Here is a 25,402-nt window from a genome sequence, read left to right on the forward strand (position 1 = left end):
TAAACTCAAACGTAACGGATCGTTGCAATACAGCCGAAGTCACAAACAGCCGTACAGTCGTGTTGCCACCTTTCATTGTGTACAATCGCGCTGTTTTTTACGCGATACTTGCCAGCGACCTACTGTGCCGTATTACAGTCACGGTCTATTCGCCGCAGTTCTCCCGACTCGAGTGCCCATGAACGAACAGTTGCAACCCCTCAAGAAACAACCGCGAGCAGGCAAAGCCGGTCGCAGCGGAACCCAGGACGATATTGTCTACGCACATATCTTCGAGGCCATCCTCGAACAGCGTCTGGCGCCCGGCACAAAATTGAGCGAAGAAGCGCTGGGGGAAATCTTCGGGGTCAGCCGCACCATCATTCGCCGCGCGCTCTCGCGTCTGGCCCATGAAGGCGTCGTGCTGTTGCGGCCGAACCGTGGCGCCGTGGTCGCCAGTCCGAGTGTGGAAGAGGCGCGTCAGGTGTTTCTCGCCCGCCGTCTGGTCGAACGCGCGATCACTGAGCTGGCGGTGCAACACGCCACCGCCGAGCAGATCGCCGAGCTGCGGCAGATGGTCAACGATGAGCGCGACAGCTTCTCCCGTGGCGATCGCGGCGCCGGTATTCGTCTGTCGGGCGAATTCCACCTGAAACTGGCGGAAGCGGCGATGAACGCTCCGTTGATCAGCTTCCAGCGCAGCCTGGTGTCGCAGACATCGCTGATCATCGCTCAGTATGAAAGCGGCAACCGTTCGCACTGTTCGTATGACGAACACACCCAGTTGATCGACGCGATCGAGAAACGCGACGGTGAGCTGGCGGTCAATCTGATGATGCACCACATGGATCACATCGACAGCAAGCTCAACCTCGACGAGGAAGGCGCGTCGGATGATCTGCATGCGGTGTTCTCGCATTTGTTGCAGACCAAGAAGCCGGGGCGCCCTGCGGCCAAGCTCTGAGCTGACACCGAGTCGACCCCTTCGCGAGCAGGCTCGCTCCCACAGGGGAATGCATTTCAAATGTGGGAGCGAGCCTGCTCGCGAAGGCGATCTGACAGGCAACAAAAAATCCCCCGGGGTGTAACACCACCGGGGGATTTTTTGTGCCTGTCTGATCGTTCCCACGCTCTGCGTGGTAATGCCTCTGGGGACGCTCCGCGTCCAGTGACGCGGAGCGTCACGGGCTGCATTCCCACGCGGAGCGTGGGAACGATCATGGGGCGGGGGAAATTAGCGCTGATGCACCAACGCACCCGCCGCATACGTCTGCTGCACCGTGCGGTCATCGCCCAGCGTCATCAACACAAACAACGTCTCGGCAATGTTGTTGGCCTGCTTCAGGCGATAGCTCAGCAGCGGCGTGGCATTGTAATCCAGCACCAGGAAATCAGCGTCGGAACCCGGTTGCAGATTGCCGATCTTGTCTTCCAGGCGCAGCGCCCGTGCACCACCCAGTGTCGCCAGATACAGCGACTTGAACGGGCTCAGTCGCGCACCTTGCAGTTGCATCACTTTGTACGCTTCGTTCAGCGTCTGCAGCAGCGAGAAACTGGTACCGCCACCGACGTCAGTACCCAGACCGACATTCAGCTTGTGCTTCTCGGCCATCGGCAGGTTGAACAAGCCACTGCCGAGGAAGAAGTTGGAAGTCGGGCAGAACGAGATCGCCGAGCCGGTTTCTGCCAGACGCGCGCATTCGTCGTCGCACAGGTGCACGCCGTGAGCGAACACCGAACGCTCGCCGAGCAATTGGTAGTGATCGTAAACGTCGAGGTAGCCCTTGCGCTCCGGGAACAGCTCCTTGACCCACGCGATTTCCTTGAGGTTTTCGCTGATGTGGGTCTGCATGTACAGATCCGGATACTCGGTCAGCAGTTGGCCGGCGAGGGTCAGCTGTTCCGGGGTGCTGGTCGGTGCGAAGCGCGGGGTGACCGCATAGTGCAGACGACCCTTGCCATGCCAGCGCTCGATCAGCGCTTTGCTGTCGACGTAGCTCGATTCGGCGGTGTCGGTCAGATAATCCGGCGCGTTGCGGTCCATCATCACCTTGCCGGCGATCATCCGCAGGTCGAGCTTCTCGGCCGCTTCGAAGAGCGAGTTCACCGATTGCGGGTGCACGCTGCCGAACACCAGCGCGGTGGTGGTGCCGTTGCGCAGCAGCTCTTTGACGAAAATGTCAGCGACTTCGTCGGCGTGGGCCTTGTCGCCGAACTGGCTTTCGCACGGGAAGGTGTAGGTGTTCAGCCAGTCGAGCAGTTGCTCGCCGTAGGCACCGACCATGCCGGTTTGCGGAAAGTGAATGTGAGTGTCGATGAAGCCCGGGGTAATCAACGCGTCCTGGTAGTGCTCGATTTCGATGTCTGCCGGCAGGGTCGGCAGCAAATCACTGGCGTGGCCAAGGGCGCAGATCTTGCCGCCATCGACCACCAGCAGGCCGTCCTCGAAATATTCGTAGGAGGCTTCGATCCCGACTTCGGCGGGGTCGGCGATGCTGTGCAGGATGGCGGCGCGGTAGGCTTTGCGAGTCAGAGGCATGAGGGTTCTCTAATCAGTTTGAGGCTTTGAGTTTGGTCGCCTGACTGCGCCGCGAAACCGGCAGCAGTTTGGCAATCGGTTCGGCGCTGGCAGTCTGCTGGCCGAAGTTGGCGTTGTAGGTGGCGATGATTTCGCCGGCGATGGAGATGGCGATTTCCACAGGCAATTTGCCTTTGACTTCGCCGATGCCCATCGGGCAGCGCATGCGTTGCACCACGCCGCTGTCGAAACCGCGATCACGCAAGCGATGTTCGAACTTGACCCGTTTGGTCTTCGAACCGATCAGGCCGAAGTAGGCGAAGTCGTTGCGCTTGAGGATCGCAGCCGTGAGTTCAAGGTCGAGCTGATGGTTGTGGGTCATGACGATGCAATAACTGCCAGCGGGCAGCTCATCGATTTCATCCACAGGCTCTTCGGCGACGATTTTACGCACGCCGTGGGGGATCTGTTCGGGGAATTCGGCATCACGCGAATCGATCCAGCGCACCCGGCAGGGCAGGCTGGCGAGCAGCGGCACGAGGGCGCGGCCAACGTGGCCGGCACCGAACACGGCGATTTGCGCCTGCACCTGGCCCATCGGTTCGAACAGCAACACGGTGGCGCCGCCGCAGCACTGGCCCAGGCTGGCGCCGAGGCTGAAGCGCTCCAGATGAGTGTCCTGCTTGCCGCTGGCGAGCATCTCGCGGGCGATCTGCATGGCTTTGTATTCCAGATGCCCGCCACCAATGGTGTCGAAGCTCCGGTTAGCGCTGATGACCATTTTCGAGCCGGCGTTGCGTGGCGTCGAGCCGAGTTCTTCGATGATCGTCACCAGCACACAGGGTTCGCCCTGGTTCTGCAGGTCGGCGAGGGCGTCGATCCAGTTGTACATACACACCTCTCAGATCGTTCCCACGCTTTGCGTGGGAATGCATCACTGGACGCTCCGCGTCCGCTGTTCAGGATGCGACGCAGAGCGTCGCGGGCTGCATTCCCACGCAGAGCGTGGGAACGATCATCAAACAACCGCGGTTTCAGCTTCAACGGCTTTCACCGCTTTCAACTGACGCATCTGCTCACAACCCCACAACACCCGCTCCGGGGTCGCCGGCGCATCGATCTGCGGCTGATGTTTGTAGTCACCGAGGCTCGCCACCGCATCCTTGATCGCACACCACGACGCAATCCCGAGCATGAACGGCGGCTCACCGACAGCCTTGGAATGGAACACCGTGTCTTCCGGGTTCTTGCGGTTTTCCACCAGCTTCACGCGCAGGTCGAGCGGCATGTCCGCTACCGCCGGAATCTTGTAGCTCGCCGGGCCGTTGGTCATCAGCTTGCCTTTGTTGTTCCAGACCAGCTCTTCCATGGTCAGCCAGCCCATGCCCTGGATGAAGCCACCCTCGACCTGACCGATGTCGATGGACGGGTTCAGCGAGGCGCCGACGTCGTGAAGAATGTCGGTGCGCAGCATTTTGTACTCGCCAGTCAGGGTGTCGACGATGACTTCGCAGCACGCCGCGCCGAAGGCGAAGTAGTAGAACGGACGGCCACGCGCCTGGCTGCGGTCGTAGTAGATTTTCGGGGTCTTGTAGAAGCCGGTGCTCGACAGCGACACCTGATTGAAATACGCCTGCTGGATCAGCGCTTCAAAGGTCAGGATATGGTCGCGAACGCGCACGTGGCCGTTGTGGAATTCAACGTCTTCCTCAGTGACTTTGTAGTGCCGCGCAGCGAATTCGATCAGGCGTTTCTTGATGATTTCTGCCGCGTTCTGCGCCGCTTTACCGTTCAGGTCAGCGCCGCTGGACGCCGCTGTCGGCGAGGTGTTTGGCACCTTGTCGGTGTTGGTCGCGGTGATCTGCACGCGGTCGATTTCGACCTGGAACACTTCGGCCACGACCTGCGCGACTTTGGTATTCAGACCCTGGCCCATTTCCGTGCCGCCGTGGTTCAGGTGGATGCTGCCGTCGGTGTAGATGTGGATCAGCGCACCGGCCTGGTTCAAGAAGCTCGCGGTGAAGGAAATGCCGAATTTCACCGGGGTCAGCGCCAGGCCTTTTTTCAGGATCGGGCTGTTGGCGTTGTAGCGACGAATGGCTTCGCGGCGTTCGTGATACTGGCTGCTTTGTTCCAGTTCAGCGGTCATCTCTTCGAGCATGTTGTGCTCGACGGTCTGGTAGTAATGGGTGACGTTGCGCTCGGTCTTGCCGTAGTAGTTGGCCTTGCGCACCGCGAGCGGATCGAGGTGCAGGTGACGGGCAATCGCGTCCATCACTTCTTCGATCGCGACCATGCCCTGCGGGCCACCGAAACCACGGTAAGCGGTGTTCGACGCGGTGTTGGTCTTGCAGCGGTGACCGTTGATGGTCGCATCGCCGAGGTAATAGGAGTTGTCGGAGTGGAACATCGCCCGGTCAACGATCGAGGCGGACAAGTCCGGCGAGCAGCCGCAGTTGCCGGCCAGATCCATGTTGATCCCGTGCAGGCGTCCGGTGCTGTCGAAGCCGACGTCATACTCGACGTAGAACGGGTGACGCTTGCCGGTCATCAGCATGTCTTCGACGCGCGGCAGGCGCATCTTGGTCGGCTGACCGGTGAGGTGCGCAACCACCGCGCACAGGCAGGCCGGGCTGGCGGCTTGAGTTTCCTTGCCACCGAAACCACCGCCCATGCGGCGCATGTCGACGACGATTTTGTTCATCGACACGTCGAGCACTTCGGCGACCAGTTTCTGCACTTCGGTGGGGTTCTGCGTCGAGCAGTAGACGATCATGCCGCCGTCTTCAGTCGGCATTACCGAGGAGATTTGCGTCTCCAGATAAAAGTGTTCCTGACCGCCGATGTGCAGCGTGCCTTGAATGCGGTGTTCAGCCGTCGCCAGTGCGGAAACCGAATCGCCGCGCTGGTGAGTGTGGCTGTCGAGGACGAAGTGGCGTTTGCGCAGGGCCTCAACCACGTCGAGCACAGGTTCGAGGTCTTCGTATTCGATGATCGCGGCCATCGCCGCTTTACGCGCGGTTTCCAGATCTTTCGCGGCGACGGCGAGCACCGGTTGACCGACGAATTGCACGTCATCGATGGCCAGCAGCGGGTCGCCCGGCATCAACGGGCCGATGTCTTTCAAGCCCGGAACGTCTTCGTGGGTGATGGCGATGCGCACGCCTTCGAAGGCATAGCACGGCGAGGTGTCGATGCTGATGATTTTCGCGTGGGCGCGGTCTGACATGCGTGCGTACAGGTGCAACTGGTTGGGAAACTCCAGGCGATCATCGATGTACTGCGCTTCACCGGACACGTGCTTGGCGGCGCTGTCGTGCTTGACGCTGCGGCCGACACCGGAGGTCAGATCCTTGGCGAACAATTCAGCCAGTTCAGCCTGGGTTTTTTCTACGCCGTGATGGTTAGACATAAGCGGTCACCCGAGTCTCGATGTGCGGTGTTTGCAGTTCGATGAAGTATTTGCGCAGCAGGTTCTGCGCGCTGAGCAGGCGATATTCCTTGCTGGCGCGGAAGTCCGAGAGCGGCGTGAAGTCTTCCGCCAATGCGGCGCAGGCACGTTCGACCACGGCGTTGTTGAACGGCGCACCGATCAGCGCAGCTTCACAGTGGGCAGCGCGTTTCGGGATCGCGGCCATGCCACCGAAGGCCATGCGCGCATCGGTGATCACGCCGTTTTCGACGCGCAGGTTGAACGCGGCGCAGACGGCGGAGATGTCGTCGTCCAGACGCTTGGAGACTTTGTAGGCGCGGAACAACTGCTCGGCGCTGGCGCGCGGCACGATGATCTTCTCGATGAACTCACTTTCCTGACGGGCCGTGACTTTGTAATCGATGAAGTAATCGTCGAGGTTCAGGGTGCGGCGGGTTTCGCCCTTGCACAGCACGACTTGCGCGCCGAGGGCGATCAGCAGCGGTGGCGAGTCACCGATCGGCGAGGCGTTGCCGATGTTGCCGCCGAGGGTGCCCTGATTGCGGATTTGCAGCGAGGCGAAGCGGTGCAGCAGTTCGCCGAAGTCTGGGTACTCGGCGTTCAACGCTTCGTAGCAGTCGGAGAGGGCGGTGGCGGCGCCGATTTCGATGCGGTCTTCGAAGGTGTCGATGCGCTTCATTTCCGCGACGTTGCCGACGTAGATCATCACCGGCAAGGTGCGGTGGAACTGGGTGACTTCCAGTGCCAGGTCAGTACCGCCAGCGAGAAGCCGTGCTTGTGGATAAGCGTCATAGAGATCGGCCAGATCAGCGACGGTCAGCGGTACCAGACAGCGCTTGTCGCCGCTGTTGAGTTCGCCGATATCGGTCGGGGCGATGGCTTTCAGTCGGGCGATGGTTTCCGCTTCGCGGGCATCGAACTGATCCGGTTGCTTGCCGCAGCAGGATTGCTCGGCAGCCGCCAGAATCGGCCGGTAGCCGGTGCAGCGGCAGAGGTTGCCGGCCAACGCTTCGTGGGCCTTGGCGTGATCCGGTGCATCGCTGTTCTTTTGCAGGGCGAACAGCGACATGACGAAACCGGGGGTGCAGAAACCGCACTGCGAGCCGTGGCATTCGACCATGGCTTTCTGCACGCTGTGCAGTTCACCTTTGTGCTTGAGGTCTTCGACGCTGATCAATTGTTTGCCGTGCAGCGACGAGACAAAGGTCAGGCACGAGTTGAGGCTGCGATAGCGAATGTGTTCGCGGCCAGCGTCATCCGTCTGCAACTCGCCGACCACTACGGTGCAGGCGCCGCAGTCACCGCTGGCGCAACCTTCTTTGGTGCCGGACTTGCCCACGTGTTCACGCAGGTAATTGAGCACAGTCAGATTCGGGTCCAGGGCGTGCTCGCTACGGAGTTCCTGGTTAAGTAAAAACTGGATCACGGAAGGCCTCGCAGACTCATTATTGTTGTTAACCGACTTGAGCCGAATTTAGCAGGTCTGACTTTTCGGTCAATGGTTTTCTGACTTAAAGGTCAGGAAAGTCCATTTCGTCGATCAACTACGTGTCTATTCATTATTGACCTTCATCGGTCAGCCTGCTTTTTTGCGGGAATCGTGCCAAAAACCGCTGAGTGGGCACTCCGCCATGACCGTGCATTTGCGCTACACTGCGCCGCTTGTGCAGATCGATAGAGTTTGAAGGACAACCATGACGTTCAAGGCGCCGGACAGCCTCGCCGAGCAAATCGCTCACCACCTCGCCGAACGCATCATTCGTGGCGAAATGAAGCCGGGAGAGCGCATCCAGGAACAGAAGGTCACGCTGGCCCTCAATGTCAGCCGCGGCTCGGTCCGCGAAGCCTTGCTGATCCTCGAACGCCGCCACCTGATCGCGATCCTGCCGCGCCGTGGCGCGCACGTCACCGAGCTGACGCCGCACAAGGTGCAGAGCCTGTGCACGCTGATGAGCGAGTTGTACATTTTGCTCGGCAACTCGGTGGCCAATGGCTGGCAAGTGCAGTCGGACATGGCGCCGTTCGTGCAGATCCAGCAGCGCCTGACCGCCAGCTACGAGCGTCAGGACATCCGCAGCTTCGTCGACGACAGCTTCAGCGTGATGCGCGCCGCCTATCCGTTCGCCAACAATCCGTACCTGCAAGAAACGGTAGAGAACCTGCAGCCGGCGATGAGCCGCGCCTACTTCCTCGCCCTCGAACAGCGCAAGGCTTCAATGAGCGAGTTCCTCGAACTGTTCGAACGCCTGCTAGCTGCCGTGCTTGCCCGTGATTTGCCGCAGATCCGCATCGTGCTGACGGCTTACGCCCAGCGCAGTTGCGATCTGGTGGTCTCCGCGCTGACGGTTGCCTAAGCGTGCGGCTCAAGTGCATCAAGCTGGCGGGATTCAAATCCTTCGTCGACCCGACCACGGTGAACTTCCCCAGTAACATGGCGGCAGTCGTCGGGCCGAACGGTTGCGGCAAGTCGAACATCATCGACGCCGTACGCTGGGTGATGGGCGAGAGTTCGGCGAAGAACCTCCGTGGCGAGTCGATGACCGACGTCATCTTCAACGGTTCGACCAGCCGTAAACCGGTGAGTCAGGCGAGTATCGAGCTGGTCTTCGACAACTCCGACGGCACGCTGCTGGGCGAGTACGCCGCCTACGCCGAGATTTCCATTCGCCGCAAAGTCACCCGCGACAGCCAGACCACGTATTACCTCAACGGCACCAAATGCCGGCGGCGCGACATCACCGATATCTTCCTCGGCACCGGTCTCGGCCCGCGTAGCTACTCGATCATCGAGCAGGGGATGATCTCCAAGCTGATCGAATCCAAGCCCGAAGACCTGCGTAACTTCATCGAAGAAGCGGCCGGCATCTCGAAATATAAAGAGCGCCGCCGCGAGACCGAAAACCGCATCCGCCGCACTCACGAAAACCTCGCGCGTCTGACCGACCTGCGTGATGAGCTCGAGCGTCAACTTGAGCGCCTGCACCGTCAGGCCGAAGCGGCGAAGAAGTATCAGGAATTCAAGGCCGAGGAGCGCCAGCTCAAGGCGCAACTGTCGGCCTTGCGCTGGCAGGATCTCAACGATCAGGTCGGCCAGCGCGAGTCGATCATCGGCACCCAGGAAATCAGTTTCGAAGCGCTGGTCGCCGAGCAGCGAAACGCTGATGCGGCCATCGAACGCCTGCGTGACGGTCACCATGACCTGTCCGAACGCTTCAATCTGGTGCAGGGGCGCTTCTATTCGGTCGGCGGCGACATCGCCCGGGTCGAGCAAAGTATCCAGCACGGCCAGCAACGTTTGCGGCAGTTGCAGGACGACTTGAAAGAAGCTGAACGTGCGCGCCTCGAAACCGAGTCGCATCTGGGCCACGACCGCACGTTGCTGCTGACCCTCGGCGAAGAGCTGGACATGCTCACCCCCGAGCAGGAAGTCACCAGCGCCGCCGCCGAAGAAGCCGCCGCTGCACTGGAAGATTCCGAATCCGTGATGCACGGCTGGCAGGAACAGTGGGACGCCTTCAACCTGACCGCCGCCGAACCGCGCCGTCAGGCCGAAGTGCAGCAATCGCGCATCCAGCAGCTGGAAACCAGCATGGAGCGTCTTGCTGACCGGCAAAAGCGTCTTGGCGAAGAGCGTGCGTTGCTCTCGGCCGACCCGGAGGACGCGGCGATCATGGAGCTCAACGAGCAGCTCGCCGAGTCCGAAGCGACCCTCGAAGATTTGCAGACCAGCGAAGAAGCCCAGGTCGAAAAACTCGAACAACTGCGTCAGGAATTGCAGCAAGCGCTGACCGCGCAGCAGCAGGCGCAGGGCGATCTGCAGCGCCTCAACGGTCGTCTCGCGTCCCTTGAAGCCTTGCAACAAGCCGCGCTCGACCCGGGCACCGGCACCGCCGAGTGGCTGAAGGAACACAACCTCGCCGAGCGTCCGCGCCTGGCCGAAGGCCTGAAGGTCGAGGCCGGTTGGGAACTGGCGGTGGAAACCGTGCTCGGCGCCGATCTGCAAGCGGTGCTGGTCGACGACTTCAGCGGCTTCGATTTATCCGGTTTCACCCAAGGCGATCTGCGTCTGCTCAGCCCCGGCAATGATGGTGTGCGCGCGGCGGGCAGCTTGCTGGATAAAGTCGACGCGCAGATCGATCTGTCGCCGTGGCTCGGTCAGGTCAAACCGGTCGACAGCCTTGAGCAGGCGTTGGCCTTGCGTGGGCAGTTGAGCACCGGCGAAAGCCTGATCAGCCGCGACGGTTACTGGGTCGGTCGGCACTTTTTACGCGTGCGTCGGGCCAGCGAAGCGGAAAGCGGCATGCTCGCCCGGGGCCAGGAAATCGAAGCGCTGCACCTCGAGCGGGAAGAGAAAGAAGCCACGGTCGAGGCCATGGAAACCCGTCTGCAAACCCTGCGCGCGCAACAGCGTCAGCAGGAAAACGGCCGCGAGCATTTGCGTCGTTTGCTGCAAGACGAAGCGCGTCAGCAGGGCGAATTGAAAGCGCAGCTGTCCGCTGGCAAAGCCAAGGCCGAACAGTTGACGCTGCGTCGTACCCGTCTTGATGAAGAGCTGGTCGAACTCGGCGAGCAACGCGAACTCGAGCACGAGCAGATCGGCGAAGCGCGCATGCAATTGCAGGACGCGCTGGATGCCATGGCGCTGGACACCGAGCAACGCGAATTGCTGTTGGCCCAACGCGACAGTCTGCGCGAACGCCTTGACCGGGTGCGTCAGGAAGCGCGGCAGCACAAGGATCACGCGCATCAATTGGCCGTGCGTCTTGGCTCGTTGCGCGCGCAGCACGACTCCACGCGTCAGGCGCTGGAGCGTCTGGAAATGCAGGCCGAGCGCCTGACTGAAAAGCGCGAACAGTTGAGTCTGAATCTGGAGGAGGGCGAGGCGCCGCTGGAAGAGTTGCGCCTGAAGCTCGAAGAGCTGCTCGACAAGCGCATGACCGTCGACGAAGAACTGAAGACCGCGCAGATCGCCCTCGAAGACGCCGACCGCGAATTGCGCGACGCGGAAAAACGCCGGACTCAGGCTGAGCAGCAATCGCAGTTGATTCGTGGCCAGCTCGAACAGCAGCGCATGGAATGGCAAGCCCTGACCGTGCGCCGCAAGGCTTTGCAGGACCAACTGCTGGAAGACGGCTACGATCTCAATGGCGTCCTTGCCACACTGACTGCACAAGCCAGTGAACGCGAAGCCGAAGAAGAACTCGAACGCATCAACGCGCGGATTCAGCGCCTGGGTGCGATCAACCTCGCGGCCATCGACGAATACACGCAACAATCCGAGCGTAAACGTTATCTGGATGCGCAGGACGCCGATCTGGTCGAAGCGCTGGAGACCCTGGAAAACGTTATTCGCAAGATCGACAAGGAAACCCGCAACCGCTTCAAAGATACCTTTGATCAGATCAATGGCGGTTTACAGGCACTTTTTCCAAAAGTTTTCGGTGGTGGACGGGCGTATTTGGAACTGACGGGCGAAGATCTACTCGATACAGGGGTAACGATCATGGCGCAGCCGCCAGGGAAGAAGAACAGCACCATCCATTTGCTCTCCGGCGGGGAAAAAGCCCTGACCGCGCTGGCACTGGTTTTTGCCATCTTCAAATTGAACCCGGCGCCGTTCTGCATGCTCGATGAGGTTGACGCGCCACTGGATGACGCTAACGTTGGACGCTACGCACGATTGGTCAAAGAGATGTCGCAGACCGTGCAGTTCATCTATATCACCCACAACAAGATCGCCATGGAAATGGCCGAGCAGTTGATGGGCGTGACGATGCATGAGCCGGGTTGTTCGCGACTGGTAGCCGTGGATGTCGAGGAGGCGATGGCGATGGTGGACGCCTGAGCCAGCGTGGTGTCGGAAAGGTAATTGAGGGTTGTAGGACTTTTTTACCGGGTTCGACTTGCTGGCCAATCGACATATTCGCGCAAGCCAATGAGACAGACGGTGTAAAGTTGTCTTTGGTCGTGCTAGTTTAATGTCAATTTTTCGTATGCGTGGGCAAAACGCCTGTCAGAACATAGAGTTGGCGCCACGTTTTAAAGCGGTTTGCACAATGTAAACCCCTTATTTTTCAGCATTTTTTATAGAGGCACGGGATTACATGGAAATCGGTCTGCGCGAGTGGCTGATCGTCATCGGCATCATTGTGATAGCCGGTATTCTTTTCGATGGCTGGCGCCGTATGCGCGGCGGCAAGGGAAAACTGAAATTCCGTCTTGACCGAAGTCTGTCCAACCTGCCGGACGAGGACACCAGCGCTGAGTTGTTGGGCCCGGCCCGTGTATTGGATACGCATCAAGAACCGCAACTGGATGAACACGATCTGCCGTCGGTGAGCATGCCGGCCCGCGAAGCACGCGAGCCTCGCGAGTCCGGCTCGAAACGTGGCAAGCGCGGCAGCAATGGCCCGGCTCAGGGCGACCTGAACCTCGACCTGGATCTGGACGGCGGCCCGAGCTTCAGCAGCCGTGACGACGACTTCGTTGAAGGCACCAAGCCTGCGCCGGCGGCGGTCGACAAGGATCAGCCACAAGCCGAAGAAGTATTGGTCATCAGTGTGATCTGCCGTGACGCTGCCGGCTTCAAAGGCCCGGCACTGTTGCAGAACATCCTGGAAAGCGGCCTGCGTTTTGGCGAGATGGATATTTTCCACCGTCACGAAAGCATGGCTGGCAACGGTGAAGTACTGTTCTCCATGGCCAACGCGGTCAAGCCGGGCATCTTTGATCTGGACGACATCGACCATTTCAGCACCCCGGCGGTGAGCTTCTTCCTCGGCTTGCCAGGTCCGCGTCATCCGAAGCAGGCCTTCGACGTGATGGTGGCAGCAGCACGCAAGTTGTCCCAGGAACTGAACGGCGAACTGAAAGATGACCAGCGCAGTGTTCTGACCGCGCAGACCATCGAGCACTACCGTCAGCGCATCGTCGAATTCGAACGTCGCGCCCTGACCCAGAAGCGCTAAGGCCAAGATCAAAAGATCGCAGCCTCGTTTCACTCGACAGCTCCTACAGGATTGCGATGTCTGTAGGAGCTGCCGAAGGCTGCGATCTTTTGCTTCTGCTGCCAGAGATAGATGAATTAGAGCAGCCTCGGCTGCTCTTTTGCTTTATGAGAGAACACCCATGACCGCCGCCAAAAACCGCATTCTCGAGCTGCGCGCTGAACTCGATCAGCACAACTACCGTTATCACGTCCTCGATGAACCAAGCATTCCGGACGCCGAGTACGACCGGTTGTTCCACGAACTCAAGGCGCTGGAAGCGGCCAATCCGGAATTGATCACCAGCGACTCGCCGACCCAGCGCGTCGGCAGCGTGGCGCTGACCGCGTTCACCCAGGTGCGTCACGAAGTGCCGATGCTCAGCCTCGGTAACGCCTTCGAAGAAACCGACATGCGCGAGTTCGATCGCCGCGTCACTGAAGGCCTGGATCTACCGGTCGGCGATCTGTTCGGCGGCAGTGCGGCGGTGGAATACAGCTGCGAGCCGAAACTCGATGGCCTGGCGGTCAGCCTGCTCTATCAGGACGGCGTGCTGGTACGCGGCGCCACGCGTGGCGACGGCACCACTGGCGAAGACATCAGCGTCAACGTGCGCACCGTGCGCAACATTCCGCTGAAGCTGCACGGCGAAGGCTGGCCGGCGACCCTGGAAGTGCGCGGTGAAGTGTTCATGTCCAAGGCCGGTTTCGAGCGCCTCAACGCCTCGCAACTGGAAATCGGCGGCAAGACCTTCGCCAACCCACGTAACGCTGCGGCTGGTAGCCTGCGCCAGCTCGACTCGAAGATCACCGCCAACCGTCCGCTGGAGTTCTGCTGCTACGGCATCGGTCAGGTTTCCCACGATATTTCCGACACCCACATCGGCAACCTCAAGCAGTTGCAGAAGTGGGGCATGCCGATCAGTCACGAATTGAAATTGGCCAAAGGCATCGATGAATGCCTGGATTACTACCGCGACATCGGCGCGCGCCGTAACTCGCTGACGTATGAAATCGACGGCGTGGTGTTCAAGGTCAACAGCATTGCCGATCAGCGTGAACTGGGCTTCCGGGCTCGTGAGCCGCGTTGGGCGATCGCGCACAAATTCCCGGCGATGGAAGAACTCACCGAGCTGCTCGACGTGGAATTCCAGGTTGGCCGCACCGGCGCCGTGACGCCAGTGGCGCGTCTGAAGCCGGTCAAGGTCGCCGGCGTCACCGTGGCCAACGCCACGCTGCACAACATGGATGAAGTCGCACGTCTGGGCTTGATGATCGGCGACACCGTGATCATCCGCCGTGCCGGTGATGTGATCCCGCAGGTGGTGCAAGTGGTCACCGAGCGTCGTCCGGAACACGCGCGCGCGGTGCAGATTCCTGAAAGTTGCCCGGTCTGCGGTTCGCACGTTGAGCGCACGCAACTGATCAAGCGCAGCAAAGGCAAGGAAACCGTCAGCGAAGGCGCGGTGTATCGCTGCGTCGGCCGTCTGGCCTGTGGCGCGCAACTGAAGCAGGCGATCATTCACTTCGTCTCGCGCCGGGCGATGGATATCGAAGGCCTCGGCGACAAAAGCGTCGAGCAACTGGTCGATGAAGGCCTGGTCAGTTCGCCAGCCGATCTGTATGCGCTGAAGTTTGACGATATCGTCGATCTGGAAGGCTTTGCCGAAGTCTCCAGCAACAAGTTGTTGGCGGCGATCGAAGACAGCAAGAAGCCGGGGCTCGCACGTTTCATCTATGCCTTGGGCATTCCCGATGTCGGCGAAGAGACCGCCAAGGTGCTGGCGCGCTCGCTGGGTTCGCTGGAGCGCGTGCAGCAGGCGTTGCCACAAGTGCTGACCTACCTGCCGGATGTAGGTCTGGAAGTGGCGCACGAGATTCACAGCTTCTTTGAAGATGCGCATAACCAGCAGGTGATCACCGAGTTGCTCGGCCATGGTTTGCAGATTCAGGATCAGGGCGAGTTGGGCGCCGAGTTTGCTGCCAGCACGACGCTGGGTGGCTTCCTCGACAAGCTGCACATTCCTTCGGTCGGCCCCGGTGGCGCGCAGAAACTGGCGGACAAGTTTGGCTCGCTGGAAGCGGTGATGGATGCGGACTGGCTGGACATGCGTCAGGCTTTGCCGGAGAAACAGGCGAATTCGGTGCGCGAGTTTTTTGCACTGCCTGAGAACCGGCAACTGGCTGAGGCCTCCGAGAAGCAACTGCGTGATTTCGGCATGCACTGGCAGAGCGAGAAGAAAGTCGTCGAAGGTTTGCCGTTGTCTGGCGAGACCTGGGTGCTGACCGGCAAAGTTGAGTTGATGAGCCGTGATGTCGCCAAGGAACATCTGGAAAGGCTTGGCGCCAAGGTTGCCGGTTCGGTGTCGGCGAAGACTCATTGCGTTGTGGCAGGCCCCGGTGCCGGTTCCAAATTGACCAAGGCCAATGAGCTGGGTGTGAAGGTGATGGACGAAGAAACTTTCATCGCGTTCCTAAAAAAACACGGCCTGAACGTCTGATCGTTCCCACGCTCCCGCGTGGGAATGCCGCTCCGGACGCTCCGCGTCCGCTGTGACGCAGAGCGTCACTGGATGCATTCCCACGCAGAGCGTTGGAACGATCAACCCGCAAGAATGATCTAGTCTTGGCAAGCCCCAGGGAGAGATCGCCATGCACCGCTTTTTCGAGCAGCTCAGTTCCCGCATCATCGCGCCGTTCATGGGCGAATCTTCACGCAACAGCAAAGTCTGGCCGTGCCGCTGCGGCCAGTCGCTGTTCTTTCGTAACAGCCAGTGCCTGGCTTGCAATGCCTTGCTCGGTTATCAACCCGAAGAAAGCCGTCTGACTTCGCTGCAACCGGGCCCGTACGAGGGCACCTGGACGCTCGACGCCGATCCCGACGCCGGACTGTTCCGCCGCTGCGCCAACCTCGACACAGCCGCCGCGTGCAACTGGCTGCTGCCGGCCAACGATCACGACAGCCTGTGCATCGCTTGCAGCCTCAACCGCACAATCCCCGACCTTTCTGACCCGGACAATCCCGAACGCTGGCGCAAAGTCGAAATCGCCAAGCGTCGGCTCGTCGCGCAACTGATCACCCTCGGCCTGCAAGTCATCCCGAAAACCGTCGATGAAGACACCGGGCTGGCCTTCGATTTCATCGGTGTCGACCTCGAAGGCAACGCGCCGATGACCGGCCACGCCAACGGCCTGATCACTCTCGACATCAAGGAAGCCGACGATGCTCACCGTGAGCAGGTGAGGGCGGCGATGCACGAACCCTATCGCACGCTTCTCGGGCATTTCCGTCATGAGGTCGGCCATTATTACTGGGATCGCCTGATCGCCAACGGTCCATGGCTCGGCTCATTCCGCAACCTGTTCGGCGACGAGCGCGCCAGTTACGCCGAGGCGCTTGATCGCCACTATCAGCAAGGCGCACCGCTCGATTGGCCGCAGCACTACGTCAGCGCCTACGCAACCATGCATCCGTGGGAAGACTGGGCGGAAACCTGGGCGCATTACCTGCACATGATGGATGCGGTGGACACGGCGCTGGGTTTTGGCATGAGCGCACGGGAAATGGATTTCGACTACCAGCCGTTTCCGACCAGCACGCTCTACGACCCGGAGCATCCCGGTGGCGAGGCGTTCCTGTCATTCGTCAATGCGTGGATCGAATTGGCGGGGATGCTCAACGAATTGTCGCGCAGCATGGGTCAGCCGGATTTCTACCCGTTCGTGCTCCCGGCGCCGGCGATTGCCAAGCTGCACTTCATTCATCTGGTGATCCAGCAGGCGGGCGGCAGGGCGGATGAGGTTCTGGCCCTCTAGAAGCTGCCGCAGGCTGCGATCTTTATGTCCTTGAACCCGTTCATATTTTTAATCTGCAACCAACGGTTGTAACTTCGTCTCAGATAGGTACAATGGCGCGGCTCGCCGATAGGCAAGCGTCGTTATGGTGACCCCATCGGTCCCCCCGCAACGATTACCCGTGAACCTGGTCAGAGCCGGAAGGCAGCAGCCACAGCGGGAACATTGTGTGCCGGGGTGTGGCTGGTGGGGTTACCACCTTAACGAACAATCGAACGCTTCAATCAGAACTGCATGGGTTTCGCCCACTGCGGTTTTTTTGTGTCTGCGATTTGTCAGGTCGGCACAAATCCCTTGTAGGAGTGAGCCTGCTCGCGATGGCGGTGTGTCAGTCAGTTCATGTTTGGGAGACAGGACGCCATCGCGAGCAGGCTCACTCCTACAGGGGTTATGGGGTGTTTTCAGAGCTGCCGGTATAGAGCCGGATAATCTGATCAATCTCCCCCGACATTTTCATCCGCAACAACGTGCGCAAAATCCGCTGCACCGGCACCTTTGGGTCATTCCGCACATAACAGCCGACCTTTTGCTCCTGCAACACCGCTACCCCTTGCAGTTGCTGCGCGGGCATCAAGCGCTGATTGAACCAGTCCAGCGTCCACTGATTACTCACCGCATAGCGATAACGCCCGGCCAGCAGCTTCTCCAGCACCTGCTCCTGATTGCGCGCATCTTCGCGTTGCAGTCGGTCAGCGTCGAACAGCGGTTGCAGAGTGGGGTAGGTGTAGCCGAGGACGGTGCCGATGGATTGGCGGGGCAAATGCGCGGGGACGGCACTGGCAGGTTGATCCTTGCGGCTGATCAACAGATCGCGCTGGAAGAACAACGGCAGACTCCAGATGTAATCCCCCGACTGATTCGGCAGCCACGACTGCGCGGCATAGCAGCGCACGTCGATCTCGCCGTGTTCCATGGCGCTCTGCACGCGTGCGCGGGGCAGGACGTGAAACTCGGCCGGTACGCCGACCTGCGTGGCCAGGCTGAGCATCAGATCGTAGAGAATGCCTTGCGTCGGTCGGCCGCGTTCGTATTGCACCATCGGCATCGCCCAGCTGTCGGGCATGGCGAAGCGCAACGGGGCTTGCGCTGCCGTCACATTCAGGCTGATTCCCAGCAACGCCCCCACGGCCCACCGCATAAACGCTCCGGTAATTCCCGATCCCGAGCCGATAAAAGCCTCTGCTGATGCAGCTTAGCCATATTAGACGAGGACACCGGATGCAATTTTGCCCTTGCTCCGCTAGCATTAGCCGCTTCTGCTTCCTTCGCTGCGACGGTTTTCGATGAGTTATCAGGTTCTTGCACGTAAATGGCGTCCGCGCTCGTTCCGCGAAATGGTCGGCCAGACCCATGTGCTCAAGGCTCTGATCAATGCCTTGGACAGCCAGCGGCTGCACCACGCGTACCTGTTCACCGGTACGCGCGGGGTGGGTAAAACCACAATTGCGCGGATCATTGCCAAATGCCTGAACTGTGAGACAGGTATCACTTCCAGCCCGTGCGGCGAATGCTCGGTGTGCCGCGAAATCGACGAGGGTCGCTTCGTCGACCTGATCGAGATCGACGCCGCGAGCCGCACCAAGGTCGAAGACACCCGCGAACTGCTAGACAACGTGCAGTACGCGCCGAGCCGTGGGCGCTTCAAGGTCTACCTGATCGACGAAGTGCACATGCTTTCCAGCCATTCCTTCAATGCGCTGCTGAAAACCCTCGAAGAGCCGCCGCCGTACGTCAAGTTCATCCTCGCGACCACTGATCCGCAGAAACTTCCGGCAACGATTTTGTCGCGCTGCCTGCAGTTCTCGCTGAAGAACATGACGCCGGAACGTGTGGTCGAGCATTTGACCCACGTCCTGACCGCCGAAAACGTGCCGTTCGAAGACGATGCGCTGTGGTTGCTCGGTCGCGCCGCTGACGGTTCGATGCGTGACGCCATGAGCCTGACCGATCAGGCGATTGCCTTCGGTGAAGGCAAGGTGCTCGCCACCGACGTGCGGGCAATGCTCGGTACGCTGGATCACGGTCAGGTCTATGACGTCCTGCATTCGTTGATCGAAGGCGATGCCAAGGCGTTGCTCGAGGGCGTGCGTCATCTGGCCGAGCAAGGCCCGGACTGGAACGGCGTGCTCTCGGAAATTCTTAACGTATTGCACCGGGTGGCCATCGCTCAGGCGTTGCCGGAAGGTGTCGACAACGGGCATGGCGACCGCGATCGCGTGCTGGCTCTGGCCCAGGCGTTGCCGGCCGAAGATGTGCAGTTCTATTACCAGATGGGCCTGATCGGTCGCCGCGATTTGCCGCTGGCGCCGGATCCGCGCGGTGGTTTCGAGATGGTCTTGCTGCGGATGCTCGCCTTCCGGCCGGCAGATACGGCGGACGCCCCGAGGCAACCGCTAAAGCCAGTGGGGATCAGCCAGGCCACAGTTGATTCCGCAAACTCCGTGGCTGCCGCGCCTAAGCCTGCGCCGGTAGTCGCTGCGGCGGTTGCGCCCGCTCCAGCTCCGGCACCCGTGGTAGCACCAGCACCGGCTCCCCAGCCCGCGCCGGTTGCTCCAGTTGCCGAGCCAGAACCTGCGCCTGTCGTTGCCGAAGCCGTCGTCGACCTGCCGTGGAATGACCCGGTAGCGCCCGAGGCTGAGCCCGATCCCGAGCCCGAACCCGCGCAGCAACCCGCCGTCGAACCCGTGCTGGAAACCACCGCCGAGCAACCCGAGTTGCCGCCAATGCCGTTGCCGACCCCGGACAGCGTCGTTCCGGAAGCTCCAGAATGGGCTGCCGCACCGATTCCCGAGCCGTCGGTCGCCGACGTCGATGCCGCCACACCGGGCATGGACATGGACGACGAGCCGCCGCTGGACGAGGACTACATCGAGCCGGACATGGATTCGGCCTACAGCTACCTCGACGAACTGGCCAGCGAACACGCCGCCGAGCCTGCCCCGGAACCTGAGCCAGAACCGGCTGCGGCGCCGGCCACAGGTCTGGCGTTGCAATGGCTGGAGCTGTTCCCGAAACTGCCGATTTCCGGCATGACCGGCAGCATTGCCGCCAACTGCACATTGATCGCCGTCGATGGCGATCATTGGCTGATGCACCTCGATCCGGCGCACAGCGCACTGTTCAACGCCACGCAGCAGCGGCGTCTGAACGATGCGTTGAACCAGTTCCACGGTCGCACGCTGAGCCTGACCATCGAGCTGATCAAGCCCGAGCAGGAAACCCCGGCCCAGGCCGCGTCCCGTCGCCGTGCCAACCGTCAGCGCGAGGCGGAGGAATCGATCCACGGTGATCCGTTCATCCAGCAGATGGTTCAGCAGTTCGGCGCGGTGGTGCGACACGATACTATTGAACCTGTCGACGCCTTGGTCGCCCAAGGCTAATAACTGAAGGTGCCCGGCCTTGCTGGCCGGGCGCTGTTTTGATCCAAGTACTTTGAGGTGATTCCCATGATGAAAGGTGGCATGGCCGGCCTGATGAAGCAGGCGCAGCAGATGCAGGAAAAGATGGCCAAGATGCAGGAAGAACTGGCCAACGCCGAAGTCACCGGTAAGGCCGGCGGCGATATGGTCACCGTGGTGATGACCGGTCGTCACGACGTCAAAAGCGTGAGCATCGACCCAAGCCTGGTCGAAGGCATGAGCGAAGACGACAAAGAGATGCTGGAAGCGGTCATTGCCTCCGCCGTCAACGACGCTGTGCGCAAGATCGAAAAAAACAGCCAGGACAAAATGGGCAACATGACCGCCGGCATGAACCTGCCAGCCGGTATGAAACTGCCATTCTGATTCGCCAATCGGCGGCAGATGAGCTACACAAAATGCCAGGCCTTGCGCCTGGCATTTTTGTTTCTGACTGATCGTTCCCACGCTCTGCGTGGGAATGCAGCCCGGGACGCTCCGCGTCCCAAGTACAGAGCCGAACGCGGAGCGTCCGATGAGGCATTCCCACGCGGAGCATGGGAACGATCAGCCCCGACACCTGAATAAACATCGAACGCCCCATCGCCTCAACGGTCTGCTCCCTATACCCGCTGAATTCACCATTCACAGGAGACGCTGACATGTCCGACCCGCTTACGCTCAACCAACGTTTCGTCCTCGCCTCGCGCCCGGTCGGCGCGCCGACCCCGGAAAACTTCCGCCTCGAACGCGAAGCGCTGCCGGATCTGGCGGACGGCGAGGTACTGCTGAAAACCCTGTACCTGTCCCTCGATCCCTACATGCGCGGACGCATGAGCGACGCACCGTCCTACGCTGCCCCGGTACAAATCGGCGAAGTGATGACCGGCGGTGCTGTCAGCCGTGTCGAGGATTCGCGTCATCCGAAATTCCATAAGGGCGATCTGGTCGTTGGCGCCACCGGTTGGCAGAGCCACAGCATCAGCGACGGCCGCAACATCATCCCGATCCCGGCCGGGCTGCCGAGCCCGTCGATGGCCCTGGGTGTGCTGGGCATGCCGGGCATGACCGCATACATGGGCTTGATGGACATCGGCCAGCCGCAAGAAGGCGAAACCCTCGTTGTCGCAGCGGCTTCCGGTGCGGTCGGCTCGGTGGTCGGGCAAGTGGCGAAGATCAAAGGCCTGCGCGCGGTTGGTGTGGCCGGCGGTGCCGAGAAGTGCAAATACGTGGTCGAGGAACTGGGCTTTGACGCCTGCATCGATCACAAGGCGGCGGATTTTGCTGAACAGCTGGCCAAAGCCTGTCCCGATGGCATCGACATCTATTACGAGAACGTCGGTGGCCATGTGTTTGATGCCGTGGTGCCGCTGCTCAATCCCAAAGCACGCATTCCGCTGTGCGGACTGATCGCCGGTTATAACGCCTCCGAAGCGCCGCAAGGCCCGGATCGCCTTCCAATGCTGCAACGCACACTGCTGACCAAGCGCGTGCGGATTCAGGGCTTCATCGTGTTCGACGACTACGGTGATCGTCAGCCGGAATTCATCAGCCACATGGTGCCGTGGGTGCGCGACGGCAAGGTGAAATTCCGCGAGGACGTGGTGGAAGGCCTGGAGCAGGCGCCCGAGGCGTTTATCGGCCTGCTGGAGGGGCGCAACTTCGGCAAACTGGTGGTGAAGGTCGCGCAGGACTGAGTATTTGACGCTGGCCAGAGGCGCGGGTATAAACCGCGTCTCGTTGTTTTGTCGGACTTTTTACCCATGAGCTTCAGCCCTTTGATTCGCCAACTGATCGACGCGCTGCGCACCTTGCCGGGCGTGGGTCAGAAAACCGCCCAGCGCATGGCGTTGCAGTTGCTCGAGCGTGACCGCAGCGGCGGCTTGCGTCTGGCCCAGGCCCTGAGCCAGGCCATGGAAGGGGTCGGCCACTGCCGCCAGTGCCGCACGCTGACCGAAGACGATCTGTGCCCGCAGTGCGCCGATACCCGCCGTGACGACACGCTGCTGTGCGTGGTGGAAGGGCCGATGGATGTGTATGCCGTCGAGCAGACCGGCTTCCGTGGGCGCTACTTTGTGCTCAAGGGGCATTTGTCGCCGCTTGATGGTCTGGGCCCGGAAGCGATCGGCATTCCGCAGTTGATGACGCGGATCGAAGAGGCGGGGACATTTACCGAAGTCATCCTCGCAACTAACCCGACGGTGGAAGGTGAGGCGACGGCGCATTACATCGCGCAGCTGCTGAACAACAAAGGCCTGATCGCTTCGCGGATTGCTCACGGCGTGCCGCTGGGTGGTGAACTGGAGCTGGTCGATGGCGGCACGCTGGCGCATTCGTTTGCCGGGCGTAAACCGATTTCCCTCTAAGTTATGCGGCGTCTGATTTGACGCCTTCGCGAGCAGGCTCGCTCCCACATTGGTTTTGTGTCATTCACAAATCCCCTGTGGGAGCGAGCCTGCTCGCGAATGGCGCACCTCGGTCAATCTGATTCACACAATTGAGTTGAAAACCAAGCAAGCGCTCGGTTAAGTTCGGCGAACCCTTCCGTGGAGCTCGCCCATGCCTGCCTTTCAGGAATACTTCGATCCCAGCCATCAATTGGTCCGCGACAGCGTCAGGCGTTTTGTCGAACGCGAGATCCTGCCGGACATCGATCAGTGGGAAGAAGCCGAAAGCTTCCCCCGCGAGCTGTACCTGAAGGCTGGGGCGGCGGGCATCCTCGGTATTGGCTACCCCGAAGCACTGGGAGGCAGCCATGCAGGCGATCTGTTCGCCAAGGTCGCCGCCAGTGAGGAGTTGATGCGCTGTGGCTCTGGCGGCCTGGTAGCGGGGCTGGGATCGCTGGATATCGGCCTGCCACCGATCGTCAAATGGGCCCGCCCCGACGTGCGCGACCGCGTCGTGCCACAAGTGCTCAGCGGCGAAAAGATCAGTGCCTTGGCAGTCACCGAGCCCGGCGGTGGCTCCGACGTTGCCAACCTGCAAACCCGCGCGGTACGTGACGGCGAGTTCTACCGGGTAAGCGGCAGCAAAACCTTTATCACCAGTGGCGTACGCGCCGATTTCTACACCGTCGCGGTGCGTACCGGTGCGCCGGGTTTCGGCGGCATCAGCCTGTTGTTGATCGAGAAGGGCACGCCGGGCTTCACCATTGGCCGTCAGCTTAAGAAAATGGGCTGGTGGGCGTCGGACACGGCTGAATTGTTCTTCGACGATTGTCGTGTACCTGTAGGCAACCTGATCGGAGCCGAGAATATGGGCTTCGCCTGCATCATGGGCAACTTTCAGAGCGAACGGCTGGCGTTGGCATTGATGGCCAACATGACCTCACAGCTTGCACTGGAAGAGAGCCTGAAATGGGCGCGCGAGCGTGAGGCGTTCGGCAAGCCGATCGGCAAATTTCAGGTGATCAAGCATCGCCTCGCCGAAATGGCGACTGCGCTGGAAGTGTCGCGGGAGTTCACTTACCGGCAAGCGGCGAAAATGGCGGCGGGGCAGAGCGTGATCAAAGAGATTTCGATGGCGAAGAATTTTGCCACGGATACCTCGGACCGAATCACCACCGAGGCGGTGCAGATTCTCGGTGGGCTGGGCTATATGCGCGAGAGTCTGGTGGAGCGGCTGTATCGGGATAACCGCATCTTGTCGATTGGCGGCGGGACGCGGGAGGTGATGAACGAGATCATCAGCAAGCAGATGGGGCTATAGGTTTTGCAGTGAGGCTGCCGGCCCCTTCGCGAGCAAGCTCGCTCCCACAGTTGGAATGCGTTCCAATGTGGGAGCGAGCCTGCTCGCGAAAGCGGTCTGACAGACGCCTCTTACTTATCGGTCAACGCAAACTGCGTCAGGCAGAAGGTAGGAATGCCCATGTCTTCCAGGCGCTGCGACCCGTTCAGCTCCGGCAAATCAATAATCGCCGCCGCCTCATGCACCCGCGCGCCCATGCGGCGAATCAGGTTGGCTGCCGCAATCAGCGTGCCGCCCGTGGCGATCAAATCATCGAACATCACCACCGAATCGCCTTCACACAGGCTGTCGGCGTGCACTTCCAGAAACGCTTCGCCGTACTCGGTTGCGTAACCCTCGGCCAGCACGTCCGCCGGCAGTTTGCCTTGCTTGCGGAACAGCACCAGCGGCTTGTTCAACTGATAGGCCAGCACCGAGCCGATCAGAAAACCGCGCGCATCCATCGCACCGATGTGGGTGAAATCGGCTTCCACATAGCGGTGGGCGAAGCTGTCCATCACCAGACGCAGGGCCTTGGGCGATTGAAACAGCGGGGTGATGTCGCGAAAGATCACGCCCGGTTTCGGGAAGTCGATCACTGGGCGGATAAGCGATTTGATGTCGAAGGAGTCGAAGACCATCGTCGAGGTGTCCTGGCAGGGCTGCAAACGGCGCAGTATACCCGCGGCTGAAACGCTTCGCTCAACCGCGGATCGACATTAACCTTCGAGTGAGCCACCGGCCAGCGCGCAGAGCTGGATCGGGTCGAGGATGTGAATCTCCTTGCCCTCGGCGGCGATCAGCTCATTTTGCTGGAAGCGCGTGAACACGCGGGACACGGTTTCCACCGCCAGACCGAGGTAGTTGCCGATTTCATTGCGCGACATGCTCAGGCGGAACTGATTGGCCGAGAAGCCGCGAGCGCGGAAGCGTGCGGACAGGTTGACCAGGAAGGTGGCGATGCGCTCGTCGGCGGTTTTCTTCGACAGCAACAACATCATCTGTTGGTCATCGCGGATTTCACGGCTCATCACGCGCATCAACTGGCGGCGCAGCTGCGGCAGTTGCAGGGCCAGTTCGTCGAGGCGTTCAAACGGGATTTCGCAGACCGAGGTGGTTTCCAGCGCCTGCGCCGACACCGGGTGTTTCTCGGTGTCCATGCCGGACAGACCGACCAGTTCGCTCGGCAGGTGGAAACCGGTGAGCTGTTCTTCGCCGCTGTCGCTCAGGCTGAAGGTCTTCAGGGCGCCGGAGCGTACTGCATAAACGGAATCGAACGTGTCGCCCTGGCGGAACAGGAACTCACCCTTTTTCAACGGGCGGCCGCGTTTAACGATTTCGTCCAGCGCATCCATGTCTTCCAGATTCAGAGAAAGTGGCAGGCAGAGAGGGGCCAGGCTGCAATCCTTGCAATGGGCCTGGTTATGAGCGCGCAGTTTAACTGGCTCGGACATTTCTTTAATCCTTGTGGGAAAACACACATAAGCCGTAAGGGTAACCCACGGGAG

The 25,402-nt window shown here is 60.6% G+C and carries 18 protein-coding genes and 1 other RNA gene; 12 read left to right on the forward strand and 7 right to left on the reverse strand.

All coding sequences use genetic code 11. The features are described 5' to 3' along the window. Window positions 1-178 precede the first annotated feature (178 nt). Complete coding sequence (locus AB4N44_RS26620) at window positions 179-943, forward strand: GntR family transcriptional regulator (RefSeq protein WP_007918375.1); 765 nt, start codon at window positions 179-181, stop codon at window positions 941-943. A gap of 270 nt (window positions 944-1,213) precedes the next feature. Here the strand turns inward: AB4N44_RS26620 and guaD are convergent, their stop codons facing one another. From guaD to xdhA, 4 genes are all read right to left on the reverse strand, one after another. Then, the gene (gene guaD / locus AB4N44_RS26625) at window positions 1,214-2,518 is read right to left on the reverse strand and encodes a guanine deaminase (RefSeq protein ID WP_460111400.1); all 1,305 of its coding nucleotides are present in this window, start codon (window positions 2,516-2,518) and stop codon (window positions 1,214-1,216) included. Between the two features lie 13 nt (window positions 2,519-2,531). Continuing rightward, window positions 2,532-3,389, reverse strand: coding sequence for a xanthine dehydrogenase accessory protein XdhC (gene xdhC / locus AB4N44_RS26630; RefSeq protein WP_150751627.1), 858 nt, complete (start codon window positions 3,387-3,389; stop codon window positions 2,532-2,534). A gap of 126 nt (window positions 3,390-3,515) precedes the next feature. Beyond that, on the reverse strand, window positions 3,516-5,909 hold the full coding sequence (gene xdhB / locus AB4N44_RS26635) for a xanthine dehydrogenase molybdopterin binding subunit (RefSeq protein WP_460111398.1): 2,394 nt from the start codon (window positions 5,907-5,909) through the stop codon (window positions 3,516-3,518). After that, a complete protein-coding gene (gene xdhA / locus AB4N44_RS26640; RefSeq protein ID WP_460111396.1) occupies window positions 5,902-7,356 on the reverse strand; it encodes a xanthine dehydrogenase small subunit in 1,455 nt (484 codons plus the stop codon). The genes xdhB and xdhA overlap by 8 nt, the downstream gene beginning before the upstream one ends. Window positions 7,357-7,624: 268 nt before the next feature. Here xdhA and AB4N44_RS26645 point away from each other — a divergent pair, with 268 nt between their 5' ends. The 6 genes from AB4N44_RS26645 (at window position 7,625) to ffs (ending at window position 16,962) form a co-directional block, all read left to right on the forward strand. Then, window positions 7,625-8,284 carry a GntR family transcriptional regulator gene (locus tag AB4N44_RS26645; protein ID WP_038365421.1) on the forward strand — a complete coding sequence of 220 codons (660 nt, stop codon included), beginning with the start codon at window positions 7,625-7,627 and terminating at the stop codon, window positions 8,282-8,284. 2 nt (window positions 8,285-8,286) lie between these two features. Then, entirely contained in the window at window positions 8,287-11,775 is a 3,489-nt protein-coding gene (smc, locus tag AB4N44_RS26650) for a chromosome segregation protein SMC (protein WP_460111394.1), read from the forward strand. A gap of 259 nt (window positions 11,776-12,034) precedes the next feature. Beyond that, window positions 12,035-12,898 (forward strand): cell division protein ZipA, encoded by an 864-nt coding sequence (gene zipA, locus AB4N44_RS26655; RefSeq protein WP_150751623.1) that lies wholly within the window; start codon window positions 12,035-12,037, stop codon window positions 12,896-12,898. A gap of 160 nt (window positions 12,899-13,058) precedes the next feature. Then, window positions 13,059-15,416: an NAD-dependent DNA ligase LigA gene (gene ligA, locus AB4N44_RS26660; protein ID WP_460111392.1), complete on the forward strand. Its 2,358-nt coding sequence runs from the start codon at window positions 13,059-13,061 to the stop codon at window positions 15,414-15,416. A gap of 151 nt (window positions 15,417-15,567) precedes the next feature. After that, on the forward strand, window positions 15,568-16,731 hold the full coding sequence (locus tag AB4N44_RS26665; RefSeq protein ID WP_127926507.1) for a zinc-binding metallopeptidase family protein: 1,164 nt from the start codon (window positions 15,568-15,570) through the stop codon (window positions 16,729-16,731). Between the two features lie 134 nt (window positions 16,732-16,865). Then, an RNA gene (gene ffs, locus AB4N44_RS26670) (signal recognition particle sRNA small type) lies at window positions 16,866-16,962 on the forward strand. A gap of 196 nt (window positions 16,963-17,158) precedes the next feature. Here the strand turns inward: ffs and AB4N44_RS26675 are convergent. Then, window positions 17,159-17,908 (reverse strand): substrate-binding periplasmic protein, encoded by a 750-nt coding sequence (locus AB4N44_RS26675; protein ID WP_460111390.1) that lies wholly within the window; start codon window positions 17,906-17,908, stop codon window positions 17,159-17,161. Window positions 17,909-18,053: 145 nt separating this feature from the next. Between AB4N44_RS26675 and dnaX the strand changes: the two genes are divergently transcribed. The 5 genes from dnaX (at window position 18,054) to AB4N44_RS26700 (ending at window position 23,876) form a co-directional block, all read left to right on the forward strand. Further along, window positions 18,054-20,150: a DNA polymerase III subunit gamma/tau gene (gene dnaX / locus AB4N44_RS26680; protein WP_460111388.1), complete on the forward strand. Its 2,097-nt coding sequence runs from the start codon at window positions 18,054-18,056 to the stop codon at window positions 20,148-20,150. 66 nt (window positions 20,151-20,216) lie between these two features. Then, on the forward strand, window positions 20,217-20,555 hold the full coding sequence (locus AB4N44_RS26685) for a YbaB/EbfC family nucleoid-associated protein (protein WP_016984747.1): 339 nt from the start codon (window positions 20,217-20,219) through the stop codon (window positions 20,553-20,555). A gap of 275 nt (window positions 20,556-20,830) precedes the next feature. Further along, entirely contained in the window at window positions 20,831-21,865 is a 1,035-nt protein-coding gene (locus AB4N44_RS26690) for an NADP-dependent oxidoreductase (RefSeq protein WP_127926510.1), read from the forward strand. Between the two features lie 66 nt (window positions 21,866-21,931). Then, complete coding sequence (gene recR, locus AB4N44_RS26695; RefSeq protein WP_460158140.1) at window positions 21,932-22,534, forward strand: recombination mediator RecR; 603 nt, start codon at window positions 21,932-21,934, stop codon at window positions 22,532-22,534. A 193-nt stretch (window positions 22,535-22,727) separates the two neighbouring features. Further along, window positions 22,728-23,876 carry an acyl-CoA dehydrogenase family protein gene (locus AB4N44_RS26700; RefSeq protein ID WP_016984744.1) on the forward strand — a complete coding sequence of 383 codons (1,149 nt, stop codon included), beginning with the start codon at window positions 22,728-22,730 and terminating at the stop codon, window positions 23,874-23,876. A 110-nt stretch (window positions 23,877-23,986) separates the two neighbouring features. Here the strand turns inward: AB4N44_RS26700 and AB4N44_RS26705 are convergent, their stop codons facing one another. Together AB4N44_RS26705 and fnr are read right to left on the reverse strand one after the other, a co-directional pair. Next, window positions 23,987-24,535: an adenine phosphoribosyltransferase gene (locus AB4N44_RS26705; protein ID WP_064116891.1), complete on the reverse strand. Its 549-nt coding sequence runs from the start codon at window positions 24,533-24,535 to the stop codon at window positions 23,987-23,989. Window positions 24,536-24,613: 78 nt separating this feature from the next. Continuing rightward, window positions 24,614-25,348, reverse strand: coding sequence for a fumarate/nitrate reduction transcriptional regulator Fnr (gene fnr / locus AB4N44_RS26710; protein WP_003223347.1), 735 nt, complete (start codon window positions 25,346-25,348; stop codon window positions 24,614-24,616). Window positions 25,349-25,402 lie beyond the last annotated feature (54 nt).

Source organism: Pseudomonas sp. S3_C06 (assembly GCF_054667675.1).

Excerpts from the sequence above, each read along its gene's own strand:
- recR (WP_460158140.1), top strand. The coding sequence starts at position 21,932 with ATGAGCTTCAGCCCTTTGATTCGCCAACTGATCGACGCGCTGCGCACC.
- AB4N44_RS26675 (WP_460111390.1), bottom strand. The coding sequence starts at position 17,908 with ATGCGGTGGGCCGTGGGGGCGTTGCTGGGAATCAGCCTGAATGTGACG.
- AB4N44_RS26645 (WP_038365421.1), top strand. The coding sequence starts at position 7,625 with ATGACGTTCAAGGCGCCGGACAGCCTCGCCGAGCAAATCGCTCACCAC.
- dnaX (WP_460111388.1), top strand. The coding sequence starts at position 18,054 with ATGAGTTATCAGGTTCTTGCACGTAAATGGCGTCCGCGCTCGTTCCGC.
- AB4N44_RS26705 (WP_064116891.1), bottom strand. The coding sequence starts at position 24,535 with ATGGTCTTCGACTCCTTCGACATCAAATCGCTTATCCGCCCAGTGATC.
- AB4N44_RS26665 (WP_127926507.1), top strand. The coding sequence starts at position 15,568 with ATGCACCGCTTTTTCGAGCAGCTCAGTTCCCGCATCATCGCGCCGTTC.
- xdhB (WP_460111398.1), bottom strand. The coding sequence starts at position 5,909 with ATGTCTAACCATCACGGCGTAGAAAAAACCCAGGCTGAACTGGCTGAA.
- zipA (WP_150751623.1), top strand. The coding sequence starts at position 12,035 with ATGGAAATCGGTCTGCGCGAGTGGCTGATCGTCATCGGCATCATTGTG.
- AB4N44_RS26685 (WP_016984747.1), top strand. The coding sequence starts at position 20,217 with ATGATGAAAGGTGGCATGGCCGGCCTGATGAAGCAGGCGCAGCAGATG.
- fnr (WP_003223347.1), bottom strand. The coding sequence starts at position 25,348 with ATGTCCGAGCCAGTTAAACTGCGCGCTCATAACCAGGCCCATTGCAAG.
- ligA (WP_460111392.1), top strand. The coding sequence starts at position 13,059 with ATGACCGCCGCCAAAAACCGCATTCTCGAGCTGCGCGCTGAACTCGAT.
- xdhC (WP_150751627.1), bottom strand. The coding sequence starts at position 3,389 with ATGTACAACTGGATCGACGCCCTCGCCGACCTGCAGAACCAGGGCGAA.
- guaD (WP_460111400.1), bottom strand. The coding sequence starts at position 2,518 with ATGCCTCTGACTCGCAAAGCCTACCGCGCCGCCATCCTGCACAGCATC.
- AB4N44_RS26620 (WP_007918375.1), top strand. The coding sequence starts at position 179 with ATGAACGAACAGTTGCAACCCCTCAAGAAACAACCGCGAGCAGGCAAA.
- AB4N44_RS26700 (WP_016984744.1), top strand. The coding sequence starts at position 22,728 with ATGCCTGCCTTTCAGGAATACTTCGATCCCAGCCATCAATTGGTCCGC.
- AB4N44_RS26690 (WP_127926510.1), top strand. The coding sequence starts at position 20,831 with ATGTCCGACCCGCTTACGCTCAACCAACGTTTCGTCCTCGCCTCGCGC.